General features: G+C 50.1%; 25 protein-coding genes. 17 read left to right on the top strand and 8 right to left on the bottom strand.

What is annotated here, in order from left to right:
- Positions 1-262 precede the first annotated feature (262 nt).
- Positions 263-961 carry a FadR/GntR family transcriptional regulator gene (locus LVQ77_RS21465; RefSeq protein WP_232864017.1) on the top strand — a complete coding sequence of 233 codons (699 nt, stop codon included), beginning with the start codon at positions 263-265 and terminating at the stop codon, positions 959-961.
- 43 nt (positions 962-1,004) lie between these two features.
- Complete coding sequence (mdtD, locus tag LVQ77_RS21460; RefSeq protein ID WP_232905449.1) at positions 1,005-2,387, top strand: multidrug transporter subunit MdtD; 1,383 nt, start codon at positions 1,005-1,007, stop codon at positions 2,385-2,387.
- On the opposite strand, the gene rbsR is transcribed toward mdtD, so the two are convergent.
- The 7 genes from rbsR to kup form a co-directional block, all read right to left on the bottom strand.
- On the bottom strand, positions 2,384-3,376 hold the full coding sequence (gene rbsR / locus LVQ77_RS21455) for a ribose operon transcriptional repressor RbsR (RefSeq protein ID WP_232864016.1): 993 nt from the start codon (positions 3,374-3,376) through the stop codon (positions 2,384-2,386). The genes mdtD and rbsR overlap by 4 nt on opposite strands.
- 2 nt (positions 3,377-3,378) lie before the next feature.
- The gene (rbsK, locus tag LVQ77_RS21450) at positions 3,379-4,308 is read right to left on the bottom strand and encodes a ribokinase (protein WP_232864015.1); all 930 of its coding nucleotides are present in this window, start codon (positions 4,306-4,308) and stop codon (positions 3,379-3,381) included.
- A 72-nt stretch (positions 4,309-4,380) separates the two neighbouring features.
- Positions 4,381-5,268, bottom strand: a complete 888-nt coding sequence (gene rbsB / locus LVQ77_RS21445; RefSeq protein ID WP_151993927.1) for a ribose ABC transporter substrate-binding protein RbsB — start codon at positions 5,266-5,268, stop codon at positions 4,381-4,383.
- Positions 5,269-5,296: 28 nt separating this feature from the next.
- Complete coding sequence (gene rbsC, locus LVQ77_RS21440) at positions 5,297-6,262, bottom strand: ribose ABC transporter permease (RefSeq protein WP_232905448.1); 966 nt, start codon at positions 6,260-6,262, stop codon at positions 5,297-5,299.
- Positions 6,259-7,773 carry a ribose ABC transporter ATP-binding protein RbsA gene (gene rbsA, locus LVQ77_RS21435; RefSeq protein ID WP_232905447.1) on the bottom strand — a complete coding sequence of 505 codons (1,515 nt, stop codon included), beginning with the start codon at positions 7,771-7,773 and terminating at the stop codon, positions 6,259-6,261. Before rbsA ends, rbsC begins: the two co-directional genes overlap by 4 nt.
- Positions 7,774-7,780: 7 nt before the next feature.
- Positions 7,781-8,200 (bottom strand): D-ribose pyranase, encoded by a 420-nt coding sequence (gene rbsD / locus LVQ77_RS21430; RefSeq protein WP_232905446.1) that lies wholly within the window; start codon positions 8,198-8,200, stop codon positions 7,781-7,783.
- 194 nt (positions 8,201-8,394) lie between these two features.
- On the bottom strand, positions 8,395-10,263 hold the full coding sequence (gene kup / locus LVQ77_RS21425) for a low affinity potassium transporter Kup (RefSeq protein ID WP_232905445.1): 1,869 nt from the start codon (positions 10,261-10,263) through the stop codon (positions 8,395-8,397).
- Positions 10,264-10,490: 227 nt separating this feature from the next.
- Here kup and ravA point away from each other — a divergent pair, with 227 nt between their 5' ends.
- Positions 10,491-11,984, top strand: a complete 1,494-nt coding sequence (gene ravA, locus LVQ77_RS21420) for an ATPase RavA (protein ID WP_232864011.1) — start codon at positions 10,491-10,493, stop codon at positions 11,982-11,984.
- A complete protein-coding gene (gene viaA, locus LVQ77_RS21415) occupies positions 11,984-13,435 on the top strand; it encodes an ATPase RavA stimulator ViaA (protein ID WP_232905444.1) in 1,452 nt (483 codons plus the stop codon). Before ravA ends, viaA begins: the two co-directional genes overlap by 1 nt.
- A 3-nt stretch (positions 13,436-13,438) precedes the next feature.
- On the opposite strand, the gene asnA is transcribed toward viaA, so the two are convergent.
- Positions 13,439-14,431, bottom strand: coding sequence for an aspartate--ammonia ligase (asnA, locus tag LVQ77_RS21410; protein WP_232905443.1), 993 nt, complete (start codon positions 14,429-14,431; stop codon positions 13,439-13,441).
- Positions 14,432-14,587: 156 nt separating this feature from the next.
- Between asnA and asnC the strand changes: the two genes are divergently transcribed.
- From asnC to LVQ77_RS21345, 13 genes are all read left to right on the top strand, one after another.
- Positions 14,588-15,046: a transcriptional regulator AsnC gene (asnC, locus tag LVQ77_RS21405; RefSeq protein ID WP_034499887.1), complete on the top strand. Its 459-nt coding sequence runs from the start codon at positions 14,588-14,590 to the stop codon at positions 15,044-15,046.
- Positions 15,047-15,136: 90 nt separating this feature from the next.
- On the top strand, positions 15,137-15,586 hold the full coding sequence (gene mioC / locus LVQ77_RS21400) for an FMN-binding protein MioC (RefSeq protein ID WP_064555894.1): 450 nt from the start codon (positions 15,137-15,139) through the stop codon (positions 15,584-15,586).
- A gap of 373 nt (positions 15,587-15,959) precedes the next feature.
- Positions 15,960-17,849, top strand: a complete 1,890-nt coding sequence (gene mnmG, locus LVQ77_RS21395; protein WP_232905442.1) for a tRNA uridine-5-carboxymethylaminomethyl(34) synthesis enzyme MnmG — start codon at positions 15,960-15,962, stop codon at positions 17,847-17,849.
- 59 nt (positions 17,850-17,908) lie between these two features.
- The gene (gene rsmG / locus LVQ77_RS21390) at positions 17,909-18,532 is read left to right on the top strand and encodes a 16S rRNA (guanine(527)-N(7))-methyltransferase RsmG (protein ID WP_151993918.1); all 624 of its coding nucleotides are present in this window, start codon (positions 17,909-17,911) and stop codon (positions 18,530-18,532) included.
- 618 nt (positions 18,533-19,150) lie between these two features.
- The gene (atpI, locus tag LVQ77_RS21385) at positions 19,151-19,531 is read left to right on the top strand and encodes a F0F1 ATP synthase subunit I (RefSeq protein WP_034499880.1); all 381 of its coding nucleotides are present in this window, start codon (positions 19,151-19,153) and stop codon (positions 19,529-19,531) included.
- 8 nt (positions 19,532-19,539) lie between these two features.
- Positions 19,540-20,358: a F0F1 ATP synthase subunit A gene (gene atpB, locus LVQ77_RS21380; protein ID WP_034460700.1), complete on the top strand. Its 819-nt coding sequence runs from the start codon at positions 19,540-19,542 to the stop codon at positions 20,356-20,358.
- Positions 20,359-20,406: 48 nt separating this feature from the next.
- Positions 20,407-20,646, top strand: coding sequence for a F0F1 ATP synthase subunit C (gene atpE, locus LVQ77_RS21375; RefSeq protein ID WP_004393045.1), 240 nt, complete (start codon positions 20,407-20,409; stop codon positions 20,644-20,646).
- 61 nt (positions 20,647-20,707) lie between these two features.
- Positions 20,708-21,178: a F0F1 ATP synthase subunit B gene (gene atpF / locus LVQ77_RS21370; RefSeq protein WP_034460698.1), complete on the top strand. Its 471-nt coding sequence runs from the start codon at positions 20,708-20,710 to the stop codon at positions 21,176-21,178.
- 14 nt (positions 21,179-21,192) lie between these two features.
- Entirely contained in the window at positions 21,193-21,726 is a 534-nt protein-coding gene (gene atpH / locus LVQ77_RS21365) for a F0F1 ATP synthase subunit delta (protein WP_064514880.1), read from the top strand.
- A gap of 12 nt (positions 21,727-21,738) precedes the next feature.
- Positions 21,739-23,280 carry a F0F1 ATP synthase subunit alpha gene (atpA, locus tag LVQ77_RS21360; RefSeq protein WP_124025053.1) on the top strand — a complete coding sequence of 514 codons (1,542 nt, stop codon included), beginning with the start codon at positions 21,739-21,741 and terminating at the stop codon, positions 23,278-23,280.
- A gap of 50 nt (positions 23,281-23,330) precedes the next feature.
- Complete coding sequence (atpG, locus tag LVQ77_RS21355) at positions 23,331-24,194, top strand: F0F1 ATP synthase subunit gamma (RefSeq protein WP_115631717.1); 864 nt, start codon at positions 23,331-23,333, stop codon at positions 24,192-24,194.
- A gap of 28 nt (positions 24,195-24,222) precedes the next feature.
- Positions 24,223-25,605 carry a F0F1 ATP synthase subunit beta gene (atpD, locus tag LVQ77_RS21350; protein ID WP_064514874.1) on the top strand — a complete coding sequence of 461 codons (1,383 nt, stop codon included), beginning with the start codon at positions 24,223-24,225 and terminating at the stop codon, positions 25,603-25,605.
- 20 nt (positions 25,606-25,625) lie between these two features.
- Entirely contained in the window at positions 25,626-26,045 is a 420-nt protein-coding gene (locus tag LVQ77_RS21345) for a F0F1 ATP synthase subunit epsilon (protein ID WP_124025055.1), read from the top strand.
- The last annotated feature ends 45 nt before the right edge of the window (positions 26,046-26,090 follow it).

Below are 26,090 nucleotides of genomic sequence, written 5' to 3'. Positions count from 1 at the left end.
TTTCAGAGTCAAGCGTTTATTTTCGCTTTTCATCTGGCTGACAAGCCGGTTTGTAAGCCGTTGTGCCGTGTCAGTGGAGGCGCAGTATAGGGATTTTCTGGGGGCTGACAAGTGTTTATTGCAAATAGATTACCAAGCGTCTTTTTTTTCGCCAAAAGCACTACAAAACAGCTGTTACACGGGATATTTGCTGTTTTAAGCACCAGTAAAGGACACCTGGTGGCATACTACAAATAGAAACAACGCTAAAGGAATTGCATTTATGTCTCTATCTGCACAACAACTCGCGGCACAAAAGAACCTTTCCTATGTTCTTGCGGAAAAACTAGCGCAACGCATTCTTCGAGGTGAGTACGAAGCGGGCAGTATATTGCCTGGTGAAATCGAATTGGGTGAGATCTTCGGAGTTAGTCGCACAGCGGTACGAGAAGCAGTAAAGACATTAACAGCAAAAGGAATGGTTCTACCTCGCCCGCGTATTGGTACTCGAGTTATGCCTCGCAGTCACTGGAACTTCCTTGATAAGGAGTTGCTCACGTGGTGGATGACAGAGGAGAACTTTAATGATGTGGTGGATTACTTCCTTGTTATGCGTAATAGCCTGGAACCACAAGCCTGTGCCATGGCCGCTATTAATGGCACTCAAGAGCAGAAAACATTTCTCAACGAGATGATGGTAGAAATGGTAAAGCTGAAAGGCTCGTTTGACCGCCAACGCTGGATAGAAATCGATATGGCTTACCATGAACAAATCTATGCAATGAGTGGTAACCCTTTCCTTTGTTCTTTCGCTAACTTATTCCGCTCTATTTATTACAATTACTTTACCGCAATAACTAATAACGACGTTATTAAGCTCGACTTGCACCAGGCAATCGTTGATGCCATTACCCAGGGCGACAGTCAGGCCGCGTTAATCGCCGGCCAGACACTGTTAAAAGAACCCTCCGCTCAAGGGTAAAGACTCGCCTTCTCCTGGATGCGTTTAAAACATCAGGATAAAAATGACCAAAACAGCTCGCAGTATGGCCGGGTTACCGTGGATAGCGGCAATGGCTTTCTTTATGCAGGCGCTGGATGCCACAATTCTCAACACAGCCTTACCCGCCATTGCTCATAGTCTTGGGCGCTCTCCACTGGCAATGCAATCCGCGATTATCAGTTATACCTTAACCGTTGCAATGCTGATCCCCGTCAGTGGTTGGCTTGCCGACCGCTTTGGTACTCGGCGCGTGTTTATGTTTGCGGTTTCCCTCTTTACTCTCGGTTCGTTTGCCTGCGCGATGTCAAACTCGCTCGGTGAGTTGGTTGTCTTCCGTGTGATACAGGGTATCGGCGGGGCGATGATGATGCCGGTCGCCCGCTTAGCATTACTACGAGCCTATCCGCGCAGTGAACTCTTACCGGTTTTAAACTTTGTCACCATGCCCGGATTGGTCGGCCCCATCCTCGGCCCACTACTCGGCGGTGTTTTGGTTACATGGGCGAGCTGGCACTGGATTTTCCTCATTAATATACCTATTGGTATCCTTGGGCTGATTTACGCACGTAAGTACATGCCAAACTTTACGACTTCACGTCGTGGCTTTGATATGACAGGTTTTCTTCTGTTTGGCCTAAGCCTGGTGCTTTTCTCAAGCGGAGTGGAATTATTCGGCGAGCGAATTGTTTCAAGTTATATCGGCATTTTGACCATTATTGGCGGTCTGGTTCTGTTAGCCACTTATATATGGCATGCACGCCGACATCCTACGCCACTGATCGCGCTGCCGATGTTTCGTACCAGAACCTTCTCTGTCGGTATTATCGGGAATCTCGCATCGCGCCTCGGCACCGGTTGCGTCCCCTTCCTTATGCCTTTAATGCTACAGGTTGGTTTTGGCTATTCGGCGCTGATCGCTGGCTGCATGATGGCACCGACTGCAATTGGTTCTCTGCTGGCTAAATCCACCGTGACTCAGGTATTACGCCGACTGGGTTACAGGAAAACGTTAGTCTGTGTGACTGTGATCATCGGTTTGCTGATTGGACAATTTTCATTGCAGTCGCCGGGGATGGAAGTGTGGCTACTGATTCTGCCGCTATTTATTCTTGGGATGGCGATGTCCACGCAGTTCACGGCTATGAATACTATTACGCTTGCGGACCTCACCGATGAAAATGCCAGTAGCGGAAATAGTGTATTGGCGGTGACGCAACAACTGGCAATTAGCCTTGGCGTCGCGGTAAGTGCAGCTGTACTTCGTCTATATGAGAGCGTCGAGAGTATTAACACTGTCGAGCAGTTCCACTATACATTCCTGACGATGGGTGGGGTGACGCTCGTTTCGGCTCTCGTGTTCTTACTGTTACGCCCGAAAGATGGGCGCAACATGATTAAACGCTAGGCCGAACCACGCACCACCAGTTCAGGCGTCAGAAACAGGCGCTGTTGCTCCAGGGAGGGTTGTGCCATTCGGTGTATCAGCACATCAACGGCCAACTCACCCAATTCATCTTTAGGCTGATGAATAGTCGTGAGCGGTGGCGTCATATAACGCGCCAGTTCTATATCATCGTAACCAACAACCGCCATATTCTGTGGAACCGTCAATCCAGCCTGATACAAAGCCTGATATGCGCCAACCGCCATCGCATCATTGCCAGTAAATACGGCGTGCGGCGGTTGTTCCAGTGCAAGCAGGGAATTCATCGCTGTGAAACCACCCTGAAACTCAAAGTCGCCAATGATTTCATACCCTTCACGAATCTCAAGTCCTGCGCGGTTCATCGCCTTGCGATAACCTTCGAGGCGCAAACGCGCTGGCGTTTTATCCTGCGGGCCGGTAATACAAGCGATGTGGGTATAGCCATTATCAATAAGATGTTGCGTTGCAGTCTCGCCGCCGAGCAGCGAGTTGTCCTGAATCACATCGCTTTCGCCCTCGAAAGGCGACCAGTCCATCATCACGGTTGGAATAGAAGGATAGCGACTCATGATGTCAGGCGAAGGGAGATGGGTTTCAGTACATAAAAGAAGAAGACCGTCGACGCGCTTTTGCAGCAGCGTTTCCAGGTTGCGATTCATCCGCTGTTCGTCGCCTTCGGTGTTGCAGAGAACCAGGCTGTAGCCGCGCTCAAAGCAACTCCGTTCCACACCGCGTACCAGTTCCGAATAAAATGGGTTGCTACTAGCGGTGATTAGCATCCCGATAGTGTGCGTTTGATTGAGTTTGAGGCTACGCGCCAGAGCGGATGGCGCATAGTTAAGAGTCTTGATTGCCGCATCAACCTTTGCACGAACGGCATCACTCACAAAACGGTCGTTATTAATGACGTGCGAAACGGTAGAAGTCGAAACCCCCGCCAGCTTCGCGACGTCTTTCATGGTGGCCATGATTATCCTTGCTGTTGCAAAAACTCGTCGATTTCATGACGCCATGGCACGGAAGGTTGCGCACCTTTACGAGTCACGGCAATAGCGGCAGCCGCATGTGCAAAACGAATCGCTTCATTCATTGGTTTTTCTTCCAGCAAGGCCGTCACCAACGCACCATTAAAGGTGTCGCCAGCGGCGATGGTATCCACGGCTTTAACTTTAAAACCTGGTACGCGCTGACCTTTGCCGTTTTCACTAAGCCAAACGCCGCGACTGCCAAGCGTAATAATCACGGTTTGAATGCCTTTCGCATGCAGAGCTTTGGCCGCAACTGCTGCGTCGTCATCGTTTTCAACGCGCACGCCCGTCAGCTTTTCCGCTTCGGTTTCATTTGGCGTGATCATATCCACCAGCCCAAGCAGCTCGTCTGATAATTCACAGGCCGGTGCAGGATTGAGCACGACTTTAGTTTTGTTCTGATGAGCAATTTTAGCCGCCGCCAACACGCTTTCCAGCGGTGACTCAAGCTGCATTAAAAGTGCAGAAGCTTCTGCAATTTTTTGGTTCTGTTCAGCCACAAGCGCTGGCGTTAATGCCGCGTTCGCCCCGGCGTGAATGCCAATTACATTTTCCCCGGCGCCATTCACGAAGATCAGTGCCACACCTGTAGAGGCTTCTTTAATAGTGCTGACTGGGGAAGTATCGATTTTGTCGCTTGCCAGTTGCTTGCAAACACGGCTTCCGGTGTCGTCATCGCCCACACAGGCAATAAAGGCAATGTCTGCGCCGCTGCGCCCGGCAGCAACTGCCTGGTTTGCCCCTTTCCCACCGAACGCGACCTGATACTCTTGCCCGGTAACGGTTTCACCCGGCGTTGGGAAATGTTCGAGGTTCAGGATATGGTCAGCGTTGATGCTGCCCAGGACGACGAGATTGCCTTTAGTTTTCATTTTTATCCGTCCAGTTAAGTGTGCCACCCCCATTTCTGGAGTGGCACGGTGCCCTGCTTTTCTATTGTTGTCTTATTTAGTAACCAGCTTCAGGTCGACCGGGATTTTGGAGTCGACTTTTTCGCCTTTCAATACTTTGTCTGCGGTTTCTACGCCGATAACACCAATCTGGTCGGCCATCTGTGCCACGGTTGCGCCCAGCTTGCCGCCTTCAACAGCTTTCACGCCGTCAGCAGTACCGTCAAAACCAACCACCAGCACGTCGGATTTACCAGCGGTTTGCAGTGCACGCAACGCGCCCAGCGCCATTTCATCGTTCTGAGCAAACACCGCCTGCACATCTGGATGCGCAGTCAGCAAGTTTTGCATGACGTTCAGGCCCTTAGTACGGTCGAAGTCAGCAGGCTGGCTCGCAAGAACGGTAAATTTGTGCGCAGCCGTTGCTTGTTTGAAGCCTTCGCCACGTTCACGGGCAGCAGATGCACCCGCAATACCTTGCAGTTCGATAACTTTCGCGCCTTCACCCAATTTCTTAGCGATGAAGTCACCAGCCATCTTGCCGCCAGCAACGTTATCAGAAGCAATGTGGCTCACTACGGTGCCCTGATTCGCCATACGGTCGAGGGTAATCACAGGGATTTTAGCCTGGTTGGCCATTTTCACCGCATTACCTACGGCATCGGAGTCCGTTGGGTTGATAAGCATCAATTTAGTGCCGCGAACCGTGAGGTCCTGCACGTTGGCCAGCTCTTTTGCCGGGTTATTTTGCGAGTCCAGAACAATCAGGTTGTAGCCCAGTTTGTCGGCTTCTTTCTGCGCGCCGTCTTTCAGTGAAACGAAGAACGGGTTATTCAACGTGGAAACAACCAGCGCGATAGTATCTTTCGCCATCGCGTTAGCGCTAACCGTGGCGCTCAGTGCAACAGCGGAAACCAGGGTAGCTAGTTTTTTCATATTCATAGTCAGATGTCCTGTAGGGTTATGATTGTTACTGCTTTTTATTGTCCACCAGCACCGCCAGTAAAATAACCACTGCTTTGACGATCATCTGGTAATAAGAAGAAACACCTAATAAATTCAGCCCGTTGTTAAGGAAGCCCAGGATCAGCGCACCGATCAGCGTCCCAACAATTCGCCCTTTCCCGCCCGCCAGGCTTGTTCCACCCAGAACCACCGCAGCGATAGCATCCAGCTCATAGCCGGTACCCGCTGTTGGTTGTGCAGAGGAAAGACGCGCCACTTCGATGATCCCGGCCAAAGACGCCAGCAGACCGCAAAGTGAGTAAACGATAATTTTTACTTTGTTAACGCTGATACCTGACAAACGCGTCGCAGCTTCATTACCGCCCAGCGCGTAGATATAACGACCCAGGCGAGTGTGGTGCAGCATGTACCATGCAGCCAGGAAAACGATACCCATGATCCACACAGGCGTTGGGATCCCCAGTGGGCGGCCAATACCAAACCAGCCAAACAGATCCGCGTTATCAGAGAACCCAGTGTTTACCGGGCTGCCGTTGGTGTACACCATCGTCACACCACGCAACAAAAGCATCATCACCAGCGTGGCAATAAATGCCTGGACTCGCCCTTTAGCAACAATCACCCCTGTTACAGCCCCGATTGCAACACCCAACGCCAGTGCACTGGCAATAGCCACCAGAGCATTCACTTCTAAACCAACAATCGAGGCGGCCACAGCTCCGGTCAGCGCCAGTAAAGAACCGACGGAAAGGTCGATCCCGGAAGTCAAAATGACCAGCGTCATCCCAACCGCCATAATGGCGTTCACGGAGGTTTGTTGCAGGATATTGAACAGGTTATTTACAGTGAAGAAGTTAGGGCTAAGGCTCGAGACAACAGCAATCAACACCAATAGTGCGATCAGTGATTTTTGCTCCAATAGCCACGCTTTAGTGAACCAGCGACGTGTCGAAATAGACTGGGTACTCATTTTACAGACTCCTGATTCACGCGATTTAACTTGCCGACGGCCGCCGCCATGAGTATTTCCTGGGTAGCCTCTTCACGGGTAAATTCCCCGCCCAAATGGCCTTCATGCATCACCATAATTCGGTCGCTCATACCTAGGACTTCCGGCATTTCGGACGAAACGAGAATGATGCTTAACCCATCGGCTTTGAACTGATTGATTAATTGATAAATTTCTTTTTTCGCCCCAACATCAACTCCGCGCGTTGGTTCATCAAGAATCAACACTTTCGGGCGCGTCATCAGGCCACGGGCAATCGCCACTTTTTGCTGATTCCCCCCTGAAAGCAGCCCAATCGGCTGTTCCATTGATGGGGTTTTCACGTTGAACAAACGGATAAAGTCCTGCACCGCTTGCTGTTCATCTTTATGTTTCAGGCGGCCCGCGTTATGGCTGAAGTAGCGCAGTGCGGTCAGCGACATGTTCTCTTTCACCGACATGCCGAGCACCAGCCCATCACGCTTACGGTCTTCCGAGATATAAACAATGCCGTTTGCCAGGCCATCTTGCGGTGAGCGCGTCACCACTTCACGACCGTCCAGCGCAACATAACCGCCGGTACGCGGCAGTGCGCCATACAGCACTTTCATTAATTCGGTGCGGCCCGCACCCATCAAACCGGCAACGCCCAGGATTTCACCTTTGCGCAGAGTGAAACTCACGTCATGTACGCCTGGTCCGGAAAGGTTATCGACGCGCAGAAGGATTTCGCCGGGTTGCTTATCCAGCCGTGGGTATTGGTCTTCAAGTTTACGGCCGACCATCATTTCGATAAGCGTATCTTCGGTCAGCGTCACCACTTCACGTTCGGCAATAAACTGCCCGTCGCGGAACACGGTCACGTCGTCGCAAATCTCGAAGATCTCTTTCATGCGGTGGGAGATATAGACGATGCCACGCCCCTGAGCTTTCAGCTCGCGGATAACGCGGAATAAAGAATCGGTTTCGGTATCGGTCAAAGCATCGGTTGGTTCGTCCATCACAATGACTTTCGACTCGAAGCTCAGAACCTTGGCGATTTCGACCATCTGCTGATCGCCAATCGACAAATCACCCACCAGCTTCTGGCTAGTAAAGCGCAGGTTCAGTTTCGCCAGCAGTTTGTCTGCTTCGGCGTACATTTTCGTCCAGTCAATCTTGCCGAAACGGCCAACAAATTCACGACCGAGGAAGATGTTTTCCGCAATACTGAGCTGCGGAATCAGGTTGAGTTCCTGATGAATAATCCCGATGCCCGCTTCCTGTGAGGATTTTGGGCCGGTAAAGATGGTTTCTTTGCCAAGCCACAACAGCGAACCCGCATCACGCTGATAAATGCCGGTCAGCACTTTCATCATGGTGGATTTGCCTGCGCCGTTTTCACCTACCAGCGCCATCACGCGCCCCGGATAAACATTCAGCGCGGCTCCTGACAGGGCTTTTACGCCCGGGAACGCTTTATCGATCCCTTTTAATTGCAGTAACGGTTCCATGCCGGCCTCAGAAAGTTACGCCAGCACAGAGAATGATATTCGCATACGGGGAACACTCCCCGCTGCGAATAACCGCCTGGCTATCAGCGGTGTGTTGCTTGAACTGCTCATGACTAATGTAACGAATAGAAATGGTGTTTCCCTGGTGTTGTTGCAGTTGCTCGATATGGCTAAGCAACGTTTCATGGAGTTGGGGATTATGTTGTTTAATTTCCGAAGCTAAGTACGCCGCTTCAACCTGCATCTCTTGCGTTACGACTTCAACGACCTGCATAAAACCCGGTACGCCGTGAGTCAGAGCCAAATCTATACGCGGTGTATTGCGCGGGATCGGCAATCCTGCATCGCCAATCACCAGCGTGTCGGTGTGGCCAAGACGGGAAATAACAGACGAGATATCAGCGTTGAGAACTGTGCCTTTCTTCATTTTCTTACTCCACTAGCGAAACGTTTCGCTGGAGTAAAGTGTAGGAAATATAGTGATGGTAAAACAACCAGCACATTGCGGAAATGTGATCGCCATCGAAACGTTTCGCTGCATTGTTTCATTAAGAAGGAAATGAGAGCGCGTTCAATCAACAGGCAAAGAAAAACGCCCCTTCGATTGAAGAGGCGTTGGCGTTAAATCTCGACCTGGGTACCTAACTCGATAACCCGGTTTGGCGGGATTTCGAACTGGTCAGGCGCTCGCAGAGCGTTTCGTTGTAAGGCTAAGAATAGCTTGCCGCGCAGTCGCAAATACCACGGGCGTTTACCGATGATCAGCGATTCATGGGACATAAAGAACGACGTCTCCATCATTCGGCAGCTCAACCCTTCCAGGCCGCAGCGATGGAACACCTCTTCCACGTTTGGCGTTTCGCGCCAGCCGTAGCTTGCCACCACTCGCCAGAAGGTAGGCGAAAGCTGTTCTATAGAAACACGACGTACATTATGAACGTACGGTGCATCTTCAGTTCGCAGCGTCAGGAGTACCACGCGCTCATGCAGCACTTTGTTGTGCTTGAGGTTGTGAAGCATGGCAAAAGGAATCACGTTCAGCGCACGGGACATATAAACCGCTGTACCCGGCACGCGTACCGGCGGTGATTTTTCCAGGGAGGCAATCATTGCTTCCAGTGAATTTCCGTGCTCATGCATACGGCGCAGCAGACGGAAACGCTCGCTTTTCCAGGTCGTCATAATGATAAACATCACTAGCGCCAGGCACAGCGGCAGCCAACCACCGGAGAAGATTTTGACCACGTTAGCTGAGAACAACGGGATATCGATACACAGGAAAGCAAAGCCCATCAGCAGCACAGCAATTTTGTTCCAGTGCCAGTTTTTGGTGGCGACGGTACAACAAAGGATGGACGTCAGCACCATCGTACCCGTTACCGCGATACCGTAAGCTGCTGCCAGGTTGCTGGAGTGCTCGAAACTCACAATCACAATCACCACAGAGATATAAAGGAGCCAGTTAATTGCTGGCACATAAATCTGCCCGGATTCCATTTCCGAGGTGTGGATGATGCGCATTGGCGACAGGTAACCCAGGCGCACAGCCTGGCGAGTCAACGAGAACACGCCGGAAATCACCGCCTGAGAGGCGATAACTGTGGCAAGCGTTGCCAGAATCATCAACGGGATTAGCGCCCAGTCTGGAGCCAGCAAGAAGAACGGGTTCTTAATCGCTTCCGGAGATTTGAGCAGCAGCGCGCCCTGGCCGAAATAGTTCAGCACCAGAGACGGCAGCACCACGGAAAACCATGCGATACGAATCGGCAACTTACCGAAGTGGCCCATATCCGCATACAAGGCTTCAACACCGGTAATAGAAAGCACGACCGCGCCAAGTGCAAAGAATGAAACCGTTTTGTATTCGAGGAAGAAGTGCACCGCCCACGCAGGATTCAGCGCATGAAGAACTTCCGGGTTGTCGATAATACTGCGCGCACCTAACACTGCCAGAACCAGGAACCATAGCATCATGACAGGAGCAAACAGTTTACCCACCAGCCCAGTACCGTGTTTCTGAATCATAAACAGCAGAGTCAGTACTGCTATCGACAAAGGAACGATATAGGCGTCAAGCTGCGGCGCGGCTATCTCAAGCCCTTCGATGGCCGACATAACCGATATTGCCGGGGTGATGACTACCTCGCCATAGAAGAAGCTGCCGCCGATCAATCCCATGATCACCAGCACCGACGTCATTCTTGCCGAAGTATTACGCCCAGCCAAAGACATTAGCGTCAAAATACCGCCTTCACCGGCGTTATCAGCACGCATGACAAAAGTAAGATATTTAACAGAGACGACTAAGATCAATAACCAGAAAATTAACGATAGAAAGCCAAATACGGCGTCACGTTCTACGCCAAACCCAAATTGACCAGACAGACATTCACGAAGGGTATAAAGCGGGCTAGTACCGATATCACCGTATACCACCCCAATTGCAGCCAGCGTTATCGCAGGCAATGATTGTTTATTATCAGCGCTCATAGACTAATCTTTTGTTGGAATCCTGAAAGCGTGTGCTTAGTCCCTTGGCCCACAAAAAGGCGCACAGTATGCACGATAATGAAGTAAATCGTACCCCTAAATACAACAGGCTTAACTTATGTCAGGGAAAAAAGAGCCGTTCATCAATCCATTAACGATAATATAGATGAACGATATACTCGCTGTACCCAATGAGTTTTATACCGCGTAAGGATGCAATGCTAATTATGGCTCAATCACATTTATTGGCTGAAAGAATTTCACGGCTTAGCCAGGCGCTGGAAAAAGGATTGTTTGAACGCCAACACGCGGTGCGTCTTTGCCTGCTGGCAGCGCTAAGCGGAGAAAGTGTTTTCTTGCTTGGCCCTCCAGGTATAGCCAAGAGTTTGATTGCCCGCCGACTGAAGTTTGCATTCCAGCATGCGCGCGCTTTTGAATACCTGATGACGCGTTTCTCGACCCCAGAAGAGGTGTTTGGTCCGCTTTCCATTCAGGCTTTAAAAGATGAAGGCCGCTATGAACGTCTGACTGCGGGCTATTTGCCAGAAGCTGAAATCGTCTTTCTCGATGAAATCTGGAAGGCAGGCCCAGCAATTCTGAATACTCTGCTGACCGCAATAAATGAACGCCGTTTCCGTAATGGGGCAAGTGAAGAAAAAATCCCAATGCGTTTGCTGGTGGCCGCCTCCAATGAACTCCCGGAAGCAGACAGCAGCCTGGAAGCCTTATACGACCGTATGCTGATTCGCCTGTGGCTCGACAAAGTGCAGGATAAAGGCAATTTCCGCTCAATGCTGGTCAGCCAACATGATGAGAACGACAACCCGGTTCCCGAAAGCCTGCAAGTCACTGACGATGAGTATTTCCAGTGGCAGAAAGATATTGGCACGGTTTCGTTACCGGATAATGTATTTGAGCTGATCTTCACTTTGCGCCAGCAGCTAGAGAATGTGTCGGGAGCACCTTATGTATCAGACCGCCGCTGGAAGAAAGCCATTCGTCTGCTGCAAGCCAGCGCCTTCTTTAATGGCCGAAATTCCGTCGCGCCAATTGATTTAATCCTGCTGAAAGATTGCCTGTGGCACGACACCGCAGCGATGAATTTGATGCAACAACAGCTGGAAATATTGATGACAGGGCACGCGTGGCAGCAACATGCCATGCTCAGTAAATTAGCAGCCATCGTGCAGCGCCGGATTCAGTTACAACAGCAGCATAGCGACCGCGAAGCCATCACGGTGGCCAAACAGGGCGGCATGTTTGCCCGTCGCCCTCAGTATCAATTGCCTGACAATCTGATGGGCGAAACACTGACATTGCTGCTCCAGCAACCGCTAAAACTGCATGATATCGAAGTTCTCCATGTATCCATTCCCCGTGAAGCCTGCGCTCAATGGCTAATAAAAGGTGGCGAATTACGCGGTAAACTCAACGGTATTGGTTTTGCCCAGGTTCTGAATATGGAAGTCGACAGCAGCCAGCATCTGGTTTTGCGCGATATCAGTTTGCAAGGCACGCGGCTGATGATGCCGGGCAAACAGCAGGAAGGTATGCCAGAGGAGATCAAGCAGCAATTTGACTCTCTCGAAGAGACTCTCCACCAGCAACATGAACGATTTAACGATCAGCAAAAATGCCTGTTTATCCACAACGATTGGCTTGGAAAGATCGAAGCCAGTCTGCAAGATGTGGCCGAACAGATTAAACAGGCGCGGCATTAATGCTCAGCGTTGAGGCTCTTGATGTCATCCTCGCGATTAGCGAGGGTGAATTAATAGAAGGAGTGATTATCGCGCTGCTGGCAGCCCCGCAGCTGGCTATATTCTTTGAGAAATTCCCGCGCATGAAAAAGGCGGTGACCAAAGACATCCCCCGTTGGCGCGAATTGCTGAAAGCCCGCTTGCATGACACCAACATCCCTCAAGAATTAGCCCGGGAAGTGCAGTGTTATCAGGAAAGCCAGTTGCTTACCACCAGCCAGCTTTCTGCAAAACTGTCGGAAATTTTACAGTTACTGAAAAGCGTCGATTCACCCTTTTTTGAGCAAGCCCAGAAGCTGGTGGCCGAAACACCTCGACTGACACCCGCCCAACAAACGCTGTTTCTGCAACGCTGGCGTCTGAGTCTGGTGGTTCAGACCACATCACTTAACCAACAATTACTGGAAGACGAGCGTGACCTGTTGCTCGCTGAAGTGCATCAGCGTCTGGCATTAAGCGGCCAGCTAGAACCAGTTTTAGTCGATAGCGATAACGCCGCAGGGCGTCTGTGGGATATGAGTGCCGGTTCGCTTAAACGTGGGGATTATCAGCTCATCGTTCAGTACGGTGATTTTCTTGCCAGCCAGCCTGAATTGCTCAAACTGGCCGAACAGCTTGGTCGCTCTAAAGAAGCAAAAGCGGTGCCGAGAAAAGATGCTCCAACCGAAACCTGGCGCATGTTGGTGCGTGAGCCCGCAACGGTGCCAGAACAGGTTGACGGGCTTCAGCGTAGCGATGACATTTTGCGGTTATTACCCCCAGAGTTGGCAACACTTGGCATTAGTGAGCTGGAATTTGAGTTCTATCGTCGGCTGGTGGAAAAGCAGTTGCTGACTTATCGGTTACATGGTGATTCCTGGCGCGAGAAAGTTGTCGAGCGCCCTGTCGTTCACCAGAATTTTGACGAGCAGCCACGCGGGCCTTTCATTGTTTGCGTGGATACTTCAGGTTCAATGGGTGGTTTTAACGAACAATGTGCCAAAGCGTTTTGCCTCGCACTGATGCGCGTGGCGCTGGCCGATAACCGTCGCTGTTTCATCATGCTGTTTTCCAGTGAAGTGGTGCGCTACGAGGTGTGTGGTGCAGATGGTATTGAGCAAGCGATCCGTTTTCTGAGCCAGCGTTTTCGCGGTGGTACCGATCTCGCCAGTTGCTTTAGGGCAATCGCAGAAAAAATGCAGGGAAGTGAATGGTTTGATGCCGATGCGGTTGTGATTTCTGACTTTATTGCTCAACGCTTGCCAGATGATGTCGTCACACAAGTGAAGGATCTGCAGCGTAAACATTTACATCGTTTTCATGCAGTCGCGATGTCGGGGCATGGTAAGCCCGGCATCATGCGCATATTCGATCATATCTGGCGCTTCGATACCGGGATGCGTAGCCGCCTGCTGCGTCGCTGGCGGCGTTAATTCTTACAACAGTGATGCTACCTTCGTATGGACTTCAGCAGGCCACACGCCGCACTGTACCTGACCAATGTGCGGCTGTTGCAGCATCAGCATCACCAGGCGAGACTGGCCAATACCACCACCAATAGTTTGCGGCATTTCACCTTTGAGCATTGACTGGTGCCACTCAAGTTGCAGACGATCGACATCACCCGTTACGGCCAACTGGCGTTTTAAAGTTTCAGCGTCGACTCGGATCCCCATAGACGAGAGCTCAAACGCATCTTCGAGGATCGGGTTCCACACCATAATGTCACCGTTCAACCCTTTGAAATCGCCCTGACAGGCGGTTGACCAGTCATCGTAATCCGGTGCACGAACATCATGGCGTTTTCCATCTGCCAGTTTGCCACCAATACCAATCAGGAACACCGCGCCCAGCTCTTTGGCAATCGCACGCTCACGCCCTTTTGCATCAAGGTCGGGGAAACGCTGTTGTAGTTCTTCGCTATGAACAAAGTGGATTTGTTCAGGCAGGAAAGGCGTCAAACCGTACTGCTCGCTCACTGCGGCTTCCGTGGCTTTCATTGCCGCCCAGATGCTTTCTACAGTTTGCTTGAGCGTACCGAGATGACGTTCTCCTTCACCCATAACTCGTTCCCAATCCCACTGATCAACGTACACAGAGTGAATAGGGGTCAAACGGTCTTCATCGGGGCGAAGAGCTTTCATGTGCGTGTAAAGCCCTTCGCCTGCGCTGAAGTCGTGCTGGCCGAGTGTTTTTCTTTTCCATTTAGCCAGCGAATGCACCACTTCAAACTGCGCGTCAGGCAAGGTTTTCACCTTCACCTGCACCGCCTTTTCACAACCAGACAGATTGTCTTGAGTACCATCACCCACGCGGCTGAGAATCGGAGCCTGGACTTCCATCAGACCAAGCTTTTCTTCCAGTTGACGAGAGAAGTGGGACTTAACAAAACTAATCTGGCGTTGTTTAGCGATGTAGGCAGTTTTCATGGTTTTCTCTTTATTGTGTTGTTTTACTGACGATGATTAAGCAACAAACTCGGCATAACATTCAATAATCAACAATAAAAAAGCCTTACTGGTTTTCAATCGACTAATTTAAGGCTATAAAATCTGAACTATCGTTACTAATCATAGGAAAAAGTGATGGATAATTATCAGATCGACAATCTCGATCGCGGCATCCTCGACGCTTTAATGGCAAATGCGCGTACCGCTTACGCAGAACTGGCTAAACAGTTCGGTGTTAGCCCTGGCACTATTCACGTGCGCGTAGAGAAGATGAAACAGGCGGGAATTATTACCGGCGCACGCATCGATATCAGTCCCAAGCAGTTGGGATACGACGTTTGCTGCTTTATCGGCATCATTTTAAAGAGTGCGAAGGACTACCCTTCGGCACTGGCAAAACTGGAAAGCCTCGAAGAAGTCACCGAGGCGTATTACACCACCGGACACTACAGCATCTTTATTAAGGTGATGTGTCGATCTATCGATGCGCTGCAACAGGTACTTATCAACAAGATCCAAACAATTGATGAAATTCAGTCCACCGAGACACTGATCTCCCTCCAGAACCCGATCATGCGCACTATCAAGCCATAGCCGCTATTTTTAATACCCATATTATCCACAGGTAGATCGCAGGCCTTACACAGCGTACAATGCCCATCGTTTCGAAAAGGTGGGATCGCAATGACAGAAGTTACTCTGATTAGCGGCAGTACCCTGGGCAGTGCTGAATATGTGGCTGAACATTTAGCGCAGAAGCTAGATGAGGCGGGTTTTACGACCCAAACGCTGCATGGGCCACTGTTTGAAGATCTACAAACCAGTGGGATATGGCTGATTGTCTCTTCTACTCATGGAGCAGGTGATCTTCCTGACAATCTGCAACCGTTGTTCGATGCTATAAATGAAGAACGTCCGGATCTGAGTTCTCTTCATTATGGTGCAATCGGAATTGGTAGTCGTGAATACGACACTTTTTGCGGCGCAATTGAAAAATTGGACACCCTTCTGACGGAGTGCGGAGCTAAAAGAGTGGGCTCTTTACTCAAAGTGAACATCCTTGATCACGATATTCCGGAGGATCCGGCAGAGATTTGGGTCGGATCATGGAAGAATTTACTCCTGGATTTGTAAAGATCTAACTTTTATCTGTGTATAAGTATGCTTAAAACCTTGGGTTAAGCAGTAGTTATCCCAATAACAACTCCTGTTCACTTTTTGAGTTGTGCATAACTAGTGATTTTGATCCCAGCTTATACGTACTGGGATCACCGATCATTCACAGCTAATGATCCTTCTTAATCACTTGATCTCTTTAGCATAAAAACGGTTATCCACAGAACATGCCGATCCTAATAAGAGATCATAATAAAGAGATCTTTAAATAAAAAAGATCTTCTTTTAATTACCTACGATCCCAATACTTTCTCGAAAGGCTAAAGTTAAGTAGAATCGCCAACCTCGGGAATCAGTCATCCCCCCATTTGCAAAACCGTGAGGCAGTACCATGTTTTATCCAGATCCTTTTGACGTCATCATCATTGGCGGGGGTCATGCAGGCACTGAGGCTGCAATGGCCGCTGCACGGATGGGCCAACAAACCCTTCTTTTGACTCACAATATCGACACTCTGGGACAGATGTCTTGTAACCCAGCAATCGGTGGTATTGGCAAGGGACATCTGGTTAAAGAAGTGGATGCTTTAGGCGGTTTGATGGCAAAAGCTATCGACCATGCCGGTATCCAGTTTAGGATACTAAACGCGAGTAAAGGCCCTGCAGTACGGGCTACTCGTGCTCAGGCAGACCGAGTGCTGTATCGCCAGGCGGTACGCACTGCACTGGAAAACCAGCCGAACCTGATGATCTTCCAACAAGCTGTTGAAGATCTGATTGTTGAGAACGATCGCGTTGTCGGTGCTGTCACACAAATGGGTCTGAAGTTCCGCGCTAAATCCGTGGTACTGACTGTCGGTACGTTCCTGGACGGCAAAATTCATATCGGACTGGATAACTACAGCGGTGGCCGTGCGGGCGATCCGCCATCCATTTCGCTTTCACGTCGTCTGCGTGAACTGCCACTTCGTGTCAGTCGCCTGAAAACAGGCACACCACCACGTATCGATGCACGCACCATCGATTTCAGCGTACTTGCCCAGCAACATGGCGATAGCCCAATGCCGGTGTTCTCGTTCATGGGAAATGTGAACCAGCATCCTGCGCAAGTACCTTGTTACATCACGCATACCAACGAAAAAACGCATGACGTTATTCGTAATAACCTCGATCGCAGCCCGATGTATGCAGGTGTTATCGAAGGGATTGGCCCGCGTTACTGCCCATCAATCGAAGACAAAGTGATGCGTTTTGCTGATCGCAATCAGCACCAAATCTTCCTTGAACCTGAAGGGCTAACCAGCAACGAAATCTACCCGAACGGCATCTCCACCAGCCTCCCGTTTGATGTTCAGATGCAGATCGTCCGTTCGATGGAAGGTATGGAAAATGCGAAGATCGTGCGACCTGGCTATGCTATCGAATACGACTTCTTCGATCCTCGCGATCTGAAACCAACGCTGGAAAGCAAATATATCCAGGGCCTGTTCTTTGCCGGACAAATTAACGGCACCACCGGTTACGAAGAAGCTGCGGCGCAAGGTTTACTGGCTGGTTTGAACGCAGCACGCTTCTCTGCAGAGAAAGAGGGTTGGGCACCAGCTCGCTCCCAGGCATACCTCGGCGTACTGGTAGACGACCTTTGCACCCTTGGCACGAAAGAACCGTACCGCATGTTTACCTCACGTGCTGAATACCGCCTGATGCTGCGTGAAGATAACGCCGATCTGCGTTTAACCGCCGTTGGCCGTGAAATGGGTCTGGTGGATGACGAACGTTGGGCACGCTTTAACGAAAAACTGGAAAGCATTGAGCTTGAGCGTCAGCGTCTGAAAGACATCTGGCTGCATCCTCACTCTGAAAGTGTTGAAGAAGTGAACGCCAAACTAAGTGCTCCACTATCGCGTGAAGCAAATGGCGAAGATCTGCTGCGTCGTCCAGAAATGACCTATGCTGAGATGATGCAACTGTCAGTATTTGCGCCAGGCCTTCAAGATCCACAGTCTGCTGAACAGGTAGAAATTCAGGTCAAATACGAAGGCTACATCGTGCGTCAGCAAGAAGAGATTGAAAAACAACAACGTAACGAAAATACGTTGCTTCCTGCAACGCTGGACTACCGGCAGGTGAGTGGTCTTTCTAACGAAGTGATCGCTAAGCTTAACGATCACAAACCAGTCTCAATAGGCCAGGCATCACGCATTTCAGGGGTAACCCCGGCGGCGATCTCCATTTTGCTTGTCTGGCTAAAAAAACAAGGCCTGCTACGCCGTAGCGCCTGATTTATAAATTTTCAGGGCCAGGAATTCCTGGCCCGTTTTTTTGATGGGTATTGACCACAGTGCTTAACAAACTGAATCGCCTGCTGGAAAGCGCAGGCATTACGCTGCCAGAAAACCAGAAACAACAATTGGTTGGCTATGTTGAACTGCTCCACAAGTGGAACAAAGCGTATAACCTAACCTCTGTTCGTCTTCCTGAAGACATGTTGGTACGCCATATTCTGGATAGTATCGTTGTAGAGCCGTACTTGCAGGGCTCACGTTTTATCGATGTGGGAACAGGTCCTGGTTTACCAGGGATCCCGCTGGCCATTGTGCGCCCGGATTCGCATTTTACGCTGCTCGACAGCCTCGGTAAGCGCGTACGCTTCCTGCGGCAGGTCCAGCATGAGCTTCACCTTGATAACATCACGCCAGTACAAAGCCGTGTAGAAGAGTTCCCGGCCGAGCCACCTTTTGATGGGGTTATCAGCCGTGCTTTTGCCTCAATGACTGACATGGTGACCTGGTGTAAACATCTGCCTGCTGAGCATGGTCGCTTCTATGCTCTCAAAGGATTGCGCCCGGATGATGAAATTGCAGCCTTACCCGCAAGCTTCACGGTTGAAGAAGTGATTCGTTTGCAGGTGCCAGAGCTTGATGGTGAACGTCATCTGGTGATGATTAAGCCAAACAAAAATTAATATTTATCAAAAAAAGGCGAAAAAGGATTGTTTCTTTTTGGTTAAAAAATCAAGAGAAAAGGCCTGAAATCTCTGGTTACATTTAACGTGAGTTTAACTTTCCTCTATCACTTTTTTAACGCGAAATGCAGAGTTAGGTTTAAAAGTAGTTAAGCATGAAAATATAACCCTGCTAAATATTACGTAAGTATCAAACGCGGATAATTGTTAAAATATAAATAAAAATGTCAATGAAATGTTTTAATGATGTTTCAGGCTATTTTAAATAGAGTAGACAGTAATCAGCTTATTTATCAGACATCTGTGTTTCGCACTTAATGAGACAGACAAATGCATAATGGCTGTGACATGTTTGATTTGTGATCTTGTGCACGCTTTATTAGGCGACTATTTCGGTTGTTTGCCCTTTTAGGGAAAATAACCAGTATTTAGAAAAAGTTGAAAAATAACTGCGTTGGAAAATATTTAAACATTTGTTCACCTTTTTGCTACTTATTGTTTGAAATCACGGGGCCGCACCGTATAATTTGCTCGCTTTTTGAGGCTTGACTCAAAGACGTAAAGGCAGTTTTATACCAGCGCGACATACCCCGAAGGGAGCAGGAGTTAGGATACGCCATGTCTGTGTCGCTATTGAGTAGAAACGTTGCTCGTAAGCTTCTGTTCCTTCAGCTTCTTGCAGTGATAGCAATTGGATTGCTGTTTTGCCTCAAAGACCCCGTGTGGGGTGCTTCTGCTTTTGGCGGGGGCCTGGCAGCCTGGTTGCCAAATGCTGTATTTATGAATTTTGCCTGGCGTCACCAGGTGCATACACCGTCAAAGGGCCGTTTGGCCTGGACCTTCGCTATCGGCGAAGTATTAAAGGTGATAGCGAGCTTTACCATACTGGTGGTGGCGTTAGCTGGTTTTAAGGCGGTCTTGTTGCCGCTTATTGTGACGTGGGTTTCGGTGCTGGTTGTGCAGATACTCGCACCAGCTGTAATTAACAACAAAGGGTAAGAGGCATCATGTCTGCAGGAGAAATCTCTACACCGCAGGAGTATATAGGCCACCATCTGAATAACCTTCAGTTGGACCTGCGTACTTTCTCGCTGGTTGATCCGTATCACCCCCCAGCTACCTTCTGGACACTCAATATTGACTCCATGTTCTTCTCCGTGGTTCTGGGTTTCTTGTTCCTGGTGTTATTCCGCAAAGTAGCAAAAAACGCTACTAGTGGTGTCCCAGGGAAATTCCAGACAGCAGTTGAGTTGGTCATCGGTTTTGTTAATAGCAGTGTCAAAGACATGTACCATGGCAAGAGTAAGGTCATTGCACCGCTTGCTCTGACGGTCTTTGTCTGGGTATTCCTGATGAACCTGATGGACCTGCTGCCAATCGATTTCCTGCCGTTCATCGGCGAGCATATCTTTGGCCTGCCAGCCCTGCGTGTGGTGCCGTCTGCGGACGTGAACATCACCCTGTCTATGGCGCTTGGCGTGTTTATCCTGATTCTTTTCTACAGCATCAAAATGAAAGGCATTGGCGGCTTCACGAAAGAGCTGACGCTGCAGCCGTTCAATCACTGGGCATTTATACCGTTCAACTTAATCCTTGAAGGTGTGAGCCTGCTTTCCAAACCTATTTCTCTTGGTCTGCGACTGTTCGGCAACATGTATGCCGGTGAATTGATTTTCATTCTGATTGCTGGTCTGTTGCCGTGGTGGTCACAGTGGATTCTGAGTGTGCCTTGGGCCATTTTCCACATCCTGATCATTACGCTGCAAGCCTTCATTTTCATGGTTCTGACGATCGTCTATCTGTCGATGGCATCTGAAGAGCATTGATTTTACTTACCACTACTGCGTTTTAACTGAAACAAACTGGAGACTGTCATGGAAAACCTGAATATGGATCTGCTGTACATGGCTGCCGCAATTATGATGGGCCTTGCGGCAATCGGTGCGGCGATCGGTATCGGCATCCTCGGTGGAAAATTCCTGGAAGGCGCAGCGCGTCAACCTGATTTGATTCCTCTGCTGCGTACTCAGTTCTTTATCGTTATGGGTCTGGTGGATGCTATCCCGATGATCGCTGTTGGTCTGGGTCTGTACGTGATGTTCGCCGTCGCGTAGTAAGCATTGCTTAATACACCAAGCAATATCAGAACGTTAACTAACAAAGAGGCATTGTGCTGTGAATCTTAACGCAACAATCCTCGGCCAGGCCATCGCGTTTGTCCTGTTTGTTCTGTTCTGCATGAAGTACGTATGGCCGCCAATCATGGCTGCCATCGAGAAGCGTCAACAAGAAATTGCTGACGGTCTCTCTTCTGCAGAACGTGCCAAAAAGGACCTTGACCTTGCACAGGCCAACGCGACCGACCAGCTGAAAAAAGCCAAAGGTGAAGCTCAGGTGATTATTGAGCAGGCGAACAAACGCCGTGCTCAGATCCTTGAAGAAGCTAAAACCGAGGCAGAGCAGGAACGTGACAAAATCGTTGCACAGGCTCAGGCAGAAATCGACGCAGAACGTAAACGCGCTCGTGAAGAACTGCGTAAGCAAGTGGCTCTGCTGGCTATCGCCGGTGCCGAGAAGATCATTGAACGTTCCGTGGATGAAGCTGCTAACAGCGACATCGTTGATAAACTGGTCGCTGAACTGTAAGGAGGGAGGGGCTGATGTCTGAATTTGTAACTGTAGCTCGCCCCTACGCCAAAGCAGCTTTTGACTTTGCCGTCGAGCACCAAAGCGTTGATAACTGGCAGCATATGCTGGGTTTCGCCGCTGAGGTGTCTAAAAACGAACAAATAGCAGAGCTTCTTTCCGGCGCATTAGCTCCGGATACGCTCTCTGCGTCGTTTATCTCCATCTGTGGTGACCAGCTAGACGCCAATGGCCAGAACCTGATTAAGGTGATGGCTGAAAATGGGCGTCTGAAAGTTCTTCCTGATGTTCTTGAGCAATTCGTTCAACTGCGTGCAGCCCAAGAGGCTACCGTTGAAGTCGAAGTGACTTCTGCCAGCGCATTAAACGAAGACCAGCTTTCGAAAATCAGCGCCGCGATGGAAAAACGTCTGTCACGCAAAGTTAAGCTGAATTGCAAAATTGACAAGTCTGTAATGGCGGGTGTCATTATCCGCGCAGGTGATATGGTTATTGATGGTAGCGTACGCGGCCGTCTTGATCGCCTGACAGACGTCTTGCAGTCTTAAGGGGACTGGAGCATGCAACTGAATTCCACCGAAATCAGCGAACTGATCAAGCAGCGCATTGCTCAGTTCAGTGTTGTGAGCGAGGCTCACAACGAAGGTACAATCGTTTCTGTAAGTGACGGTATCATCCGCGTACACGGCCTGGCCGATGTAATGCAGGGTGAGATGATTTCCCTTCCGGGAAACCGTTACGCCATTGCACTGAACCTCGAGCGCGACTCTGTAGGTGCAGTAGTAATGGGTCCGTACGCTGACCTTGCCGAAGGCATGAAAGTTAAGTGTACTGGCCGTATTCTTGAAGTACCGGTAGGCCGTGGCCTGCTGGGTCGTGTGGTGAACACCCTGGGTGCACCTATCGATGGTAAAGGTCCGCTTGAGCATGACGGTTTTGCTGCCGTTGAAGCGATCGCACCTGGTGTAATCGAACGTCAATCCGTAGACCAGCCTGTACAGACTGGTTATAAGTCCGTCGATGCCATGATCCCAATCGGTCGTGGTCAGCGTGAACTTATCATCGGTGACCGTCAGACAGGTAAAACTGCTCTGGCAATCGATGCCATCATCAACCAGCGTGATTCCGGCATCAAATGTATCTACGTTGCTATCGGCCAGAAAGCGTCCACTATCTCTAACGTGGTTCGTAAACTGGAAGAGCACGGCGCACTGGCTAACACTATCGTTGTTGTTGCAACTGCATCAGAATCTGCTGCACTGCAATACCTGGCACCGTACTCCGGTTGCGCGATGGGTGAATACTTCCGTGACCGCGGTGAAGATGCACTGATCATTTATGATGACCTGTCTAAACAGGCTGTTGCTTATCGTCAGATTTCCCTGCTGCTTCGTCGTCCACCAGGTCGTGAAGCTTACCCAGGCGACGTATTCTATCTCCACTCCCGTTTGCTGGAACGTGCTGCGCGTGTAAACGCTGAATACGTTGAAGCATTCACTAAGGGTGAAGTAACAGGCAAAACAGGTTCCCTTACTGCGCTTCCGATTATCGAAACGCAAGCGGGTGACGTTTCCGCGTTCGTTCCGACCAACGTAATTTCTATTACCGATGGTCAGATCTTCCTGGAATCAACACTGTTTAACGCCGGTATTCGTCCTGCGGTTAACCCGGGTATCTCCGTATCTCGTGTTGGTGGTGCTGCTCAGACCAAGATCATGAAAAAACTGTCCGGTGGTATCCGTACCGCTCTGGCACAGTATCGTGAACTGGCTGCGTTCTCTCAGTTTGCATCAGACCTTGACGATGCGACCCGTAAGCAGTTGAGCCATGGTCAGAAAGTGACCGAGCTCCTGAAACAGAAACAATATGCGCCGATGTCTGTTGCGCAGCAGTCTCTGGTTCTGTTCGCTGCTGAACGTGGTTACCTCGAAGATGTGGAACTGGCTAAAATCGGTAGCTTCGAAGCCGCTCTGCTGGCTTACGTTGACCGTGACCATGCTCCACTGATGCAAGAAATCAACCAATCTGGTGGCTATAACGACGAAATCGAAGGCAAGCTGAAAGGCATCCTCGATTCCTTCAAAGCAACTCAGTCCTGGTAAAGTCTGGCGGCTTGTCTTAGGGCAAGCCGCAAGGCATTGAGGAGAAGCTCATGGCCGGCGCAAAAGAGATACGTAGTAAGATCGCAAGCGTCCAGAACACGCAGAAGATCACCAAAGCAATGGAAATGGTCGCCGCGTCCAAAATGCGTAAAACGCAGGAACGCATGGCTGCCAGCCGTCCTTACGCAGAAACTATGCGTAAAGTGATCGGCCACCTGGCTTTGGGTAATCTTGAATACAAACACCCTTACCTGGATGAACGCGAAGTCAAACGCGTGGGCTACCTGGTGGTGTCCACTGACCGTGGTCTGTGTGGTGGCTTGAACACTAACCTGTTCAAAAAGCTGCTGGCTGACATGAAAGAGTGGTCCGATAAAGGCGTTCAAAGCGAAATCGCAATGATCGGCTCTAAAGGCGTCTCTTTCTTCAACTCTGTAGGCGGCAATATTGTTGCTCAGGTGACTGGTATGGGTGATAACCCTTCCCTGTCCGAGTTGATTGGCCCGGTGAAAGTGATGTTGCAGGCCTACGATGAAGGCCGTCTGGACAAGCTGTATGTTGTCAGCAACAAATTTATTAACACAATGTCTCAGGTTCCTACCCTTACCCAACTGCTGCCGTTACCGCCAGCAGAAGACGGCGAGTTGAAGAAGAAATCCTGGGATTATCTGTATGAACCTGATCCTAAAGCGCTGCTGGACACCTTGTTGCGCCGTTATGTGGAATCTCAGGTTTATCAGGGCGTCGTAGAAAACCTGGCCAGCGAGCAGGCCGCACGTATGGTGGCGATGAAAGCCGCTACCGACAATGGCGGCAGCCTGATTAAAGAGCTGCAGTTGGTTTACAACAAAGCTCGTCAGGCCAGCATTACTCAGGAACTCACCGAAATCGTCGGTGGCGCTTCCGCGGTATAACCAGGTTTACGTATTTAGAGGATTCGAGATGGCTACTGGAAAGATTATCCAGGTAATCGGCGCCGTGGTGGACGTCGAGTTCCCTCAGGATGCCGTACCAAAAGTGTACGACGCTCTTGAGGTTACAAATGGTAAAGACCGTCTGGTGCTGGAAGTTCAGCAACAGTTAGGTGGTGGCGTAGTTCGTACTATCGCCATGGGTACTTCTGATGGTTTGCGTCGTGGTCTGGAAGTTTCTAACCTCGATCACCCAATTGAAGTGCCGGTAGGTAAAGCAACTCTGGGTCGTATCATGAACGTCCTGGGTGAGCCTATCGACATGAAAGGCGATATCGGCGAAGAAGAGCGTTGGGCTATTCACCGTTCTGCTCCAAGCTACGAAGAGCTGTCAAGCTCTCAGGATCTGCTGGAAACCGGCATCAAAGTAATGGACCTGATTTGCCCGTTCGCTAAGGGCGGTAAAGTTGGTCTGTTCGGTGGTGCGGGTGTTGGTAAAACTGTAAACATGATGGAGCTGATCCGTAACATCGCGATCGAGCACTCCGGTTACTCTGTGTTTGCAGGTGTGGGTGAGCGTACTCGTGAGGGTAACGACTTCTACCACGAAATGACCGACTCCAACGTTCTGGACAAAGTATCACTGGTTTATGGCCAGATGAACGAGCCACCAGGTAACCGTCTGCGCGTTGCGCTGACCGGTCTGACCATGGCTGAGAAGTTCCGTGACGAAGGTCGTGACGTTCTGCTGTTCGTTGATAACATTTACCGTTATACCCTGGCCGGTACAGAAGTATCTGCACTGCTGGGTCGTATGCCATCTGCGGTAGGTTACCAGCCAACTCTGGCAGAAGAGATGGGTGTTTTGCAGGAGCGTATTACCTCCACCAAAACTGGCTCAATCACTTCTGTTCAAGCGGTATACGTACCTGCGGATGACTTGACTGACCCATCTCCAGCAACCACCTTTGCTCACTTGGATGCAACCGTGGTACTGAGCCGTAACATCGCGTCTCTGGGTATCTACCCTGCGGTAGATCCACTGGATTCCACCAGCCGTCAGTTAGATCCACTGGTTGTTGGCCAGGAACACTACGACACCGCGCGTGGCGTGCAGTCTATTCTGCAACGTTACCAGGAACTGAAAGACATCATCGCCATTCTTGGTATGGATGAACTTTCTGAAGAAGATAAATTGGTTGTAGCACGTGCGCGTAAGATTCAGCGCTTCCTGTCTCAGCCATTCTTCGTAGCAGAAGTCTTTACCGGTTCTCCGGGCAAGTTCGTATCGCTGAAAGATACTATCCGTGGCTTTAAAGGCATCATGGACGGCGAATATGACCATCTGCCAGAGCAGGCGTTCTACATGGTTGGTACTATCGACGAAGCCGTTGAGAAAGCTAAAAAACTTTAACGCCTTAATCGGAGGGTGACATGGCAATGACTTATCACCTGGACGTCGTCAGCGCGGAGAGCCAAATGTTCTCCGGTCTGGTTGAGAAGATCCAGGTAACGGGTAGCGAAGGTGAGCTGGGGATTTATCCTGGCCACGCCCCGCTGCTCACCGCCATTAAGCCTGGTATGATCCGCATCGTTAAACAGCACGGACATGAAGAGTATATCTACTTGTCTGGTGGTGTGATGGAAGTGCAGCCTGGCACGGTAACCGTGCTGGCCGATACCGCAATTCGTGGTCAGGACCTCGACGAAGCTCGAGCCCTGGAAGCGAAGCGTAAAGCGGAAGAGCGCATCCATAGTTCCCACGGTGATGTGGACTACGCTCAGGCTTCTGCTGAACTGGCTAAGGCGATCGCGAAACTTCGCGTTATCGAGTTGACCAGAAAAGCGATGTAACTACCTGCTTGAAAAGACAAATGCCAGCCAGGTTTCCCTGACTGG

Source organism: Buttiauxella cochleicola (genome assembly GCF_021282435.1).
GTDB classification, from domain to species: Bacteria; Pseudomonadota; Gammaproteobacteria; order Enterobacterales; family Enterobacteriaceae; genus Buttiauxella; species Buttiauxella massiliensis.
The sequence above is the reverse complement of the archived record's forward strand: the minus strand, read 5'-3'. Positions and strand labels throughout refer to the sequence as shown.

What these genes read in the sequence shown, in the direction of transcription:
- LVQ77_RS21465 (WP_232864017.1), top strand. Translation starts at nt 263, where the DNA reads ATGTCTCTATCTGCACAACAACTCGCGGCACAAAAGAACCTTTCCTAT.
- mdtD (WP_232905449.1), top strand. Translation starts at nt 1,005, where the DNA reads ATGACCAAAACAGCTCGCAGTATGGCCGGGTTACCGTGGATAGCGGCA.
- rbsR (WP_232864016.1), bottom strand. Translation starts at nt 3,376, where the DNA reads ATGGCCACCATGAAAGACGTCGCGAAGCTGGCGGGGGTTTCGACTTCT.
- rbsK (WP_232864015.1), bottom strand. Translation starts at nt 4,308, where the DNA reads ATGAAAACTAAAGGCAATCTCGTCGTCCTGGGCAGCATCAACGCTGAC.
- rbsB (WP_151993927.1), bottom strand. Translation starts at nt 5,268, where the DNA reads ATGAATATGAAAAAACTAGCTACCCTGGTTTCCGCTGTTGCACTGAGC.
- rbsC (WP_232905448.1), bottom strand. Translation starts at nt 6,262, where the DNA reads ATGAGTACCCAGTCTATTTCGACACGTCGCTGGTTCACTAAAGCGTGG.
- rbsA (WP_232905447.1), bottom strand. Translation starts at nt 7,773, where the DNA reads ATGGAACCGTTACTGCAATTAAAAGGGATCGATAAAGCGTTCCCGGGC.
- rbsD (WP_232905446.1), bottom strand. Translation starts at nt 8,200, where the DNA reads ATGAAGAAAGGCACAGTTCTCAACGCTGATATCTCGTCTGTTATTTCC.
- kup (WP_232905445.1), bottom strand. Translation starts at nt 10,263, where the DNA reads ATGAGCGCTGATAATAAACAATCATTGCCTGCGATAACGCTGGCTGCA.
- ravA (WP_232864011.1), top strand. Translation starts at nt 10,491, where the DNA reads ATGGCTCAATCACATTTATTGGCTGAAAGAATTTCACGGCTTAGCCAG.
- viaA (WP_232905444.1), top strand. Translation starts at nt 11,984, where the DNA reads ATGCTCAGCGTTGAGGCTCTTGATGTCATCCTCGCGATTAGCGAGGGT.
- asnA (WP_232905443.1), bottom strand. Translation starts at nt 14,431, where the DNA reads ATGAAAACTGCCTACATCGCTAAACAACGCCAGATTAGTTTTGTTAAG.
- asnC (WP_034499887.1), top strand. Translation starts at nt 14,588, where the DNA reads ATGGATAATTATCAGATCGACAATCTCGATCGCGGCATCCTCGACGCT.
- mioC (WP_064555894.1), top strand. Translation starts at nt 15,137, where the DNA reads ATGACAGAAGTTACTCTGATTAGCGGCAGTACCCTGGGCAGTGCTGAA.
- mnmG (WP_232905442.1), top strand. Translation starts at nt 15,960, where the DNA reads ATGTTTTATCCAGATCCTTTTGACGTCATCATCATTGGCGGGGGTCAT.
- atpI (WP_034499880.1), top strand. Translation starts at nt 19,151, where the DNA reads ATGTCTGTGTCGCTATTGAGTAGAAACGTTGCTCGTAAGCTTCTGTTC.
- atpB (WP_034460700.1), top strand. Translation starts at nt 19,540, where the DNA reads ATGTCTGCAGGAGAAATCTCTACACCGCAGGAGTATATAGGCCACCAT.
- atpE (WP_004393045.1), top strand. Translation starts at nt 20,407, where the DNA reads ATGGAAAACCTGAATATGGATCTGCTGTACATGGCTGCCGCAATTATG.
- atpH (WP_064514880.1), top strand. Translation starts at nt 21,193, where the DNA reads ATGTCTGAATTTGTAACTGTAGCTCGCCCCTACGCCAAAGCAGCTTTT.
- atpA (WP_124025053.1), top strand. Translation starts at nt 21,739, where the DNA reads ATGCAACTGAATTCCACCGAAATCAGCGAACTGATCAAGCAGCGCATT.
- atpG (WP_115631717.1), top strand. Translation starts at nt 23,331, where the DNA reads ATGGCCGGCGCAAAAGAGATACGTAGTAAGATCGCAAGCGTCCAGAAC.
- atpD (WP_064514874.1), top strand. Translation starts at nt 24,223, where the DNA reads ATGGCTACTGGAAAGATTATCCAGGTAATCGGCGCCGTGGTGGACGTC.
- LVQ77_RS21345 (WP_124025055.1), top strand. Translation starts at nt 25,626, where the DNA reads ATGGCAATGACTTATCACCTGGACGTCGTCAGCGCGGAGAGCCAAATG.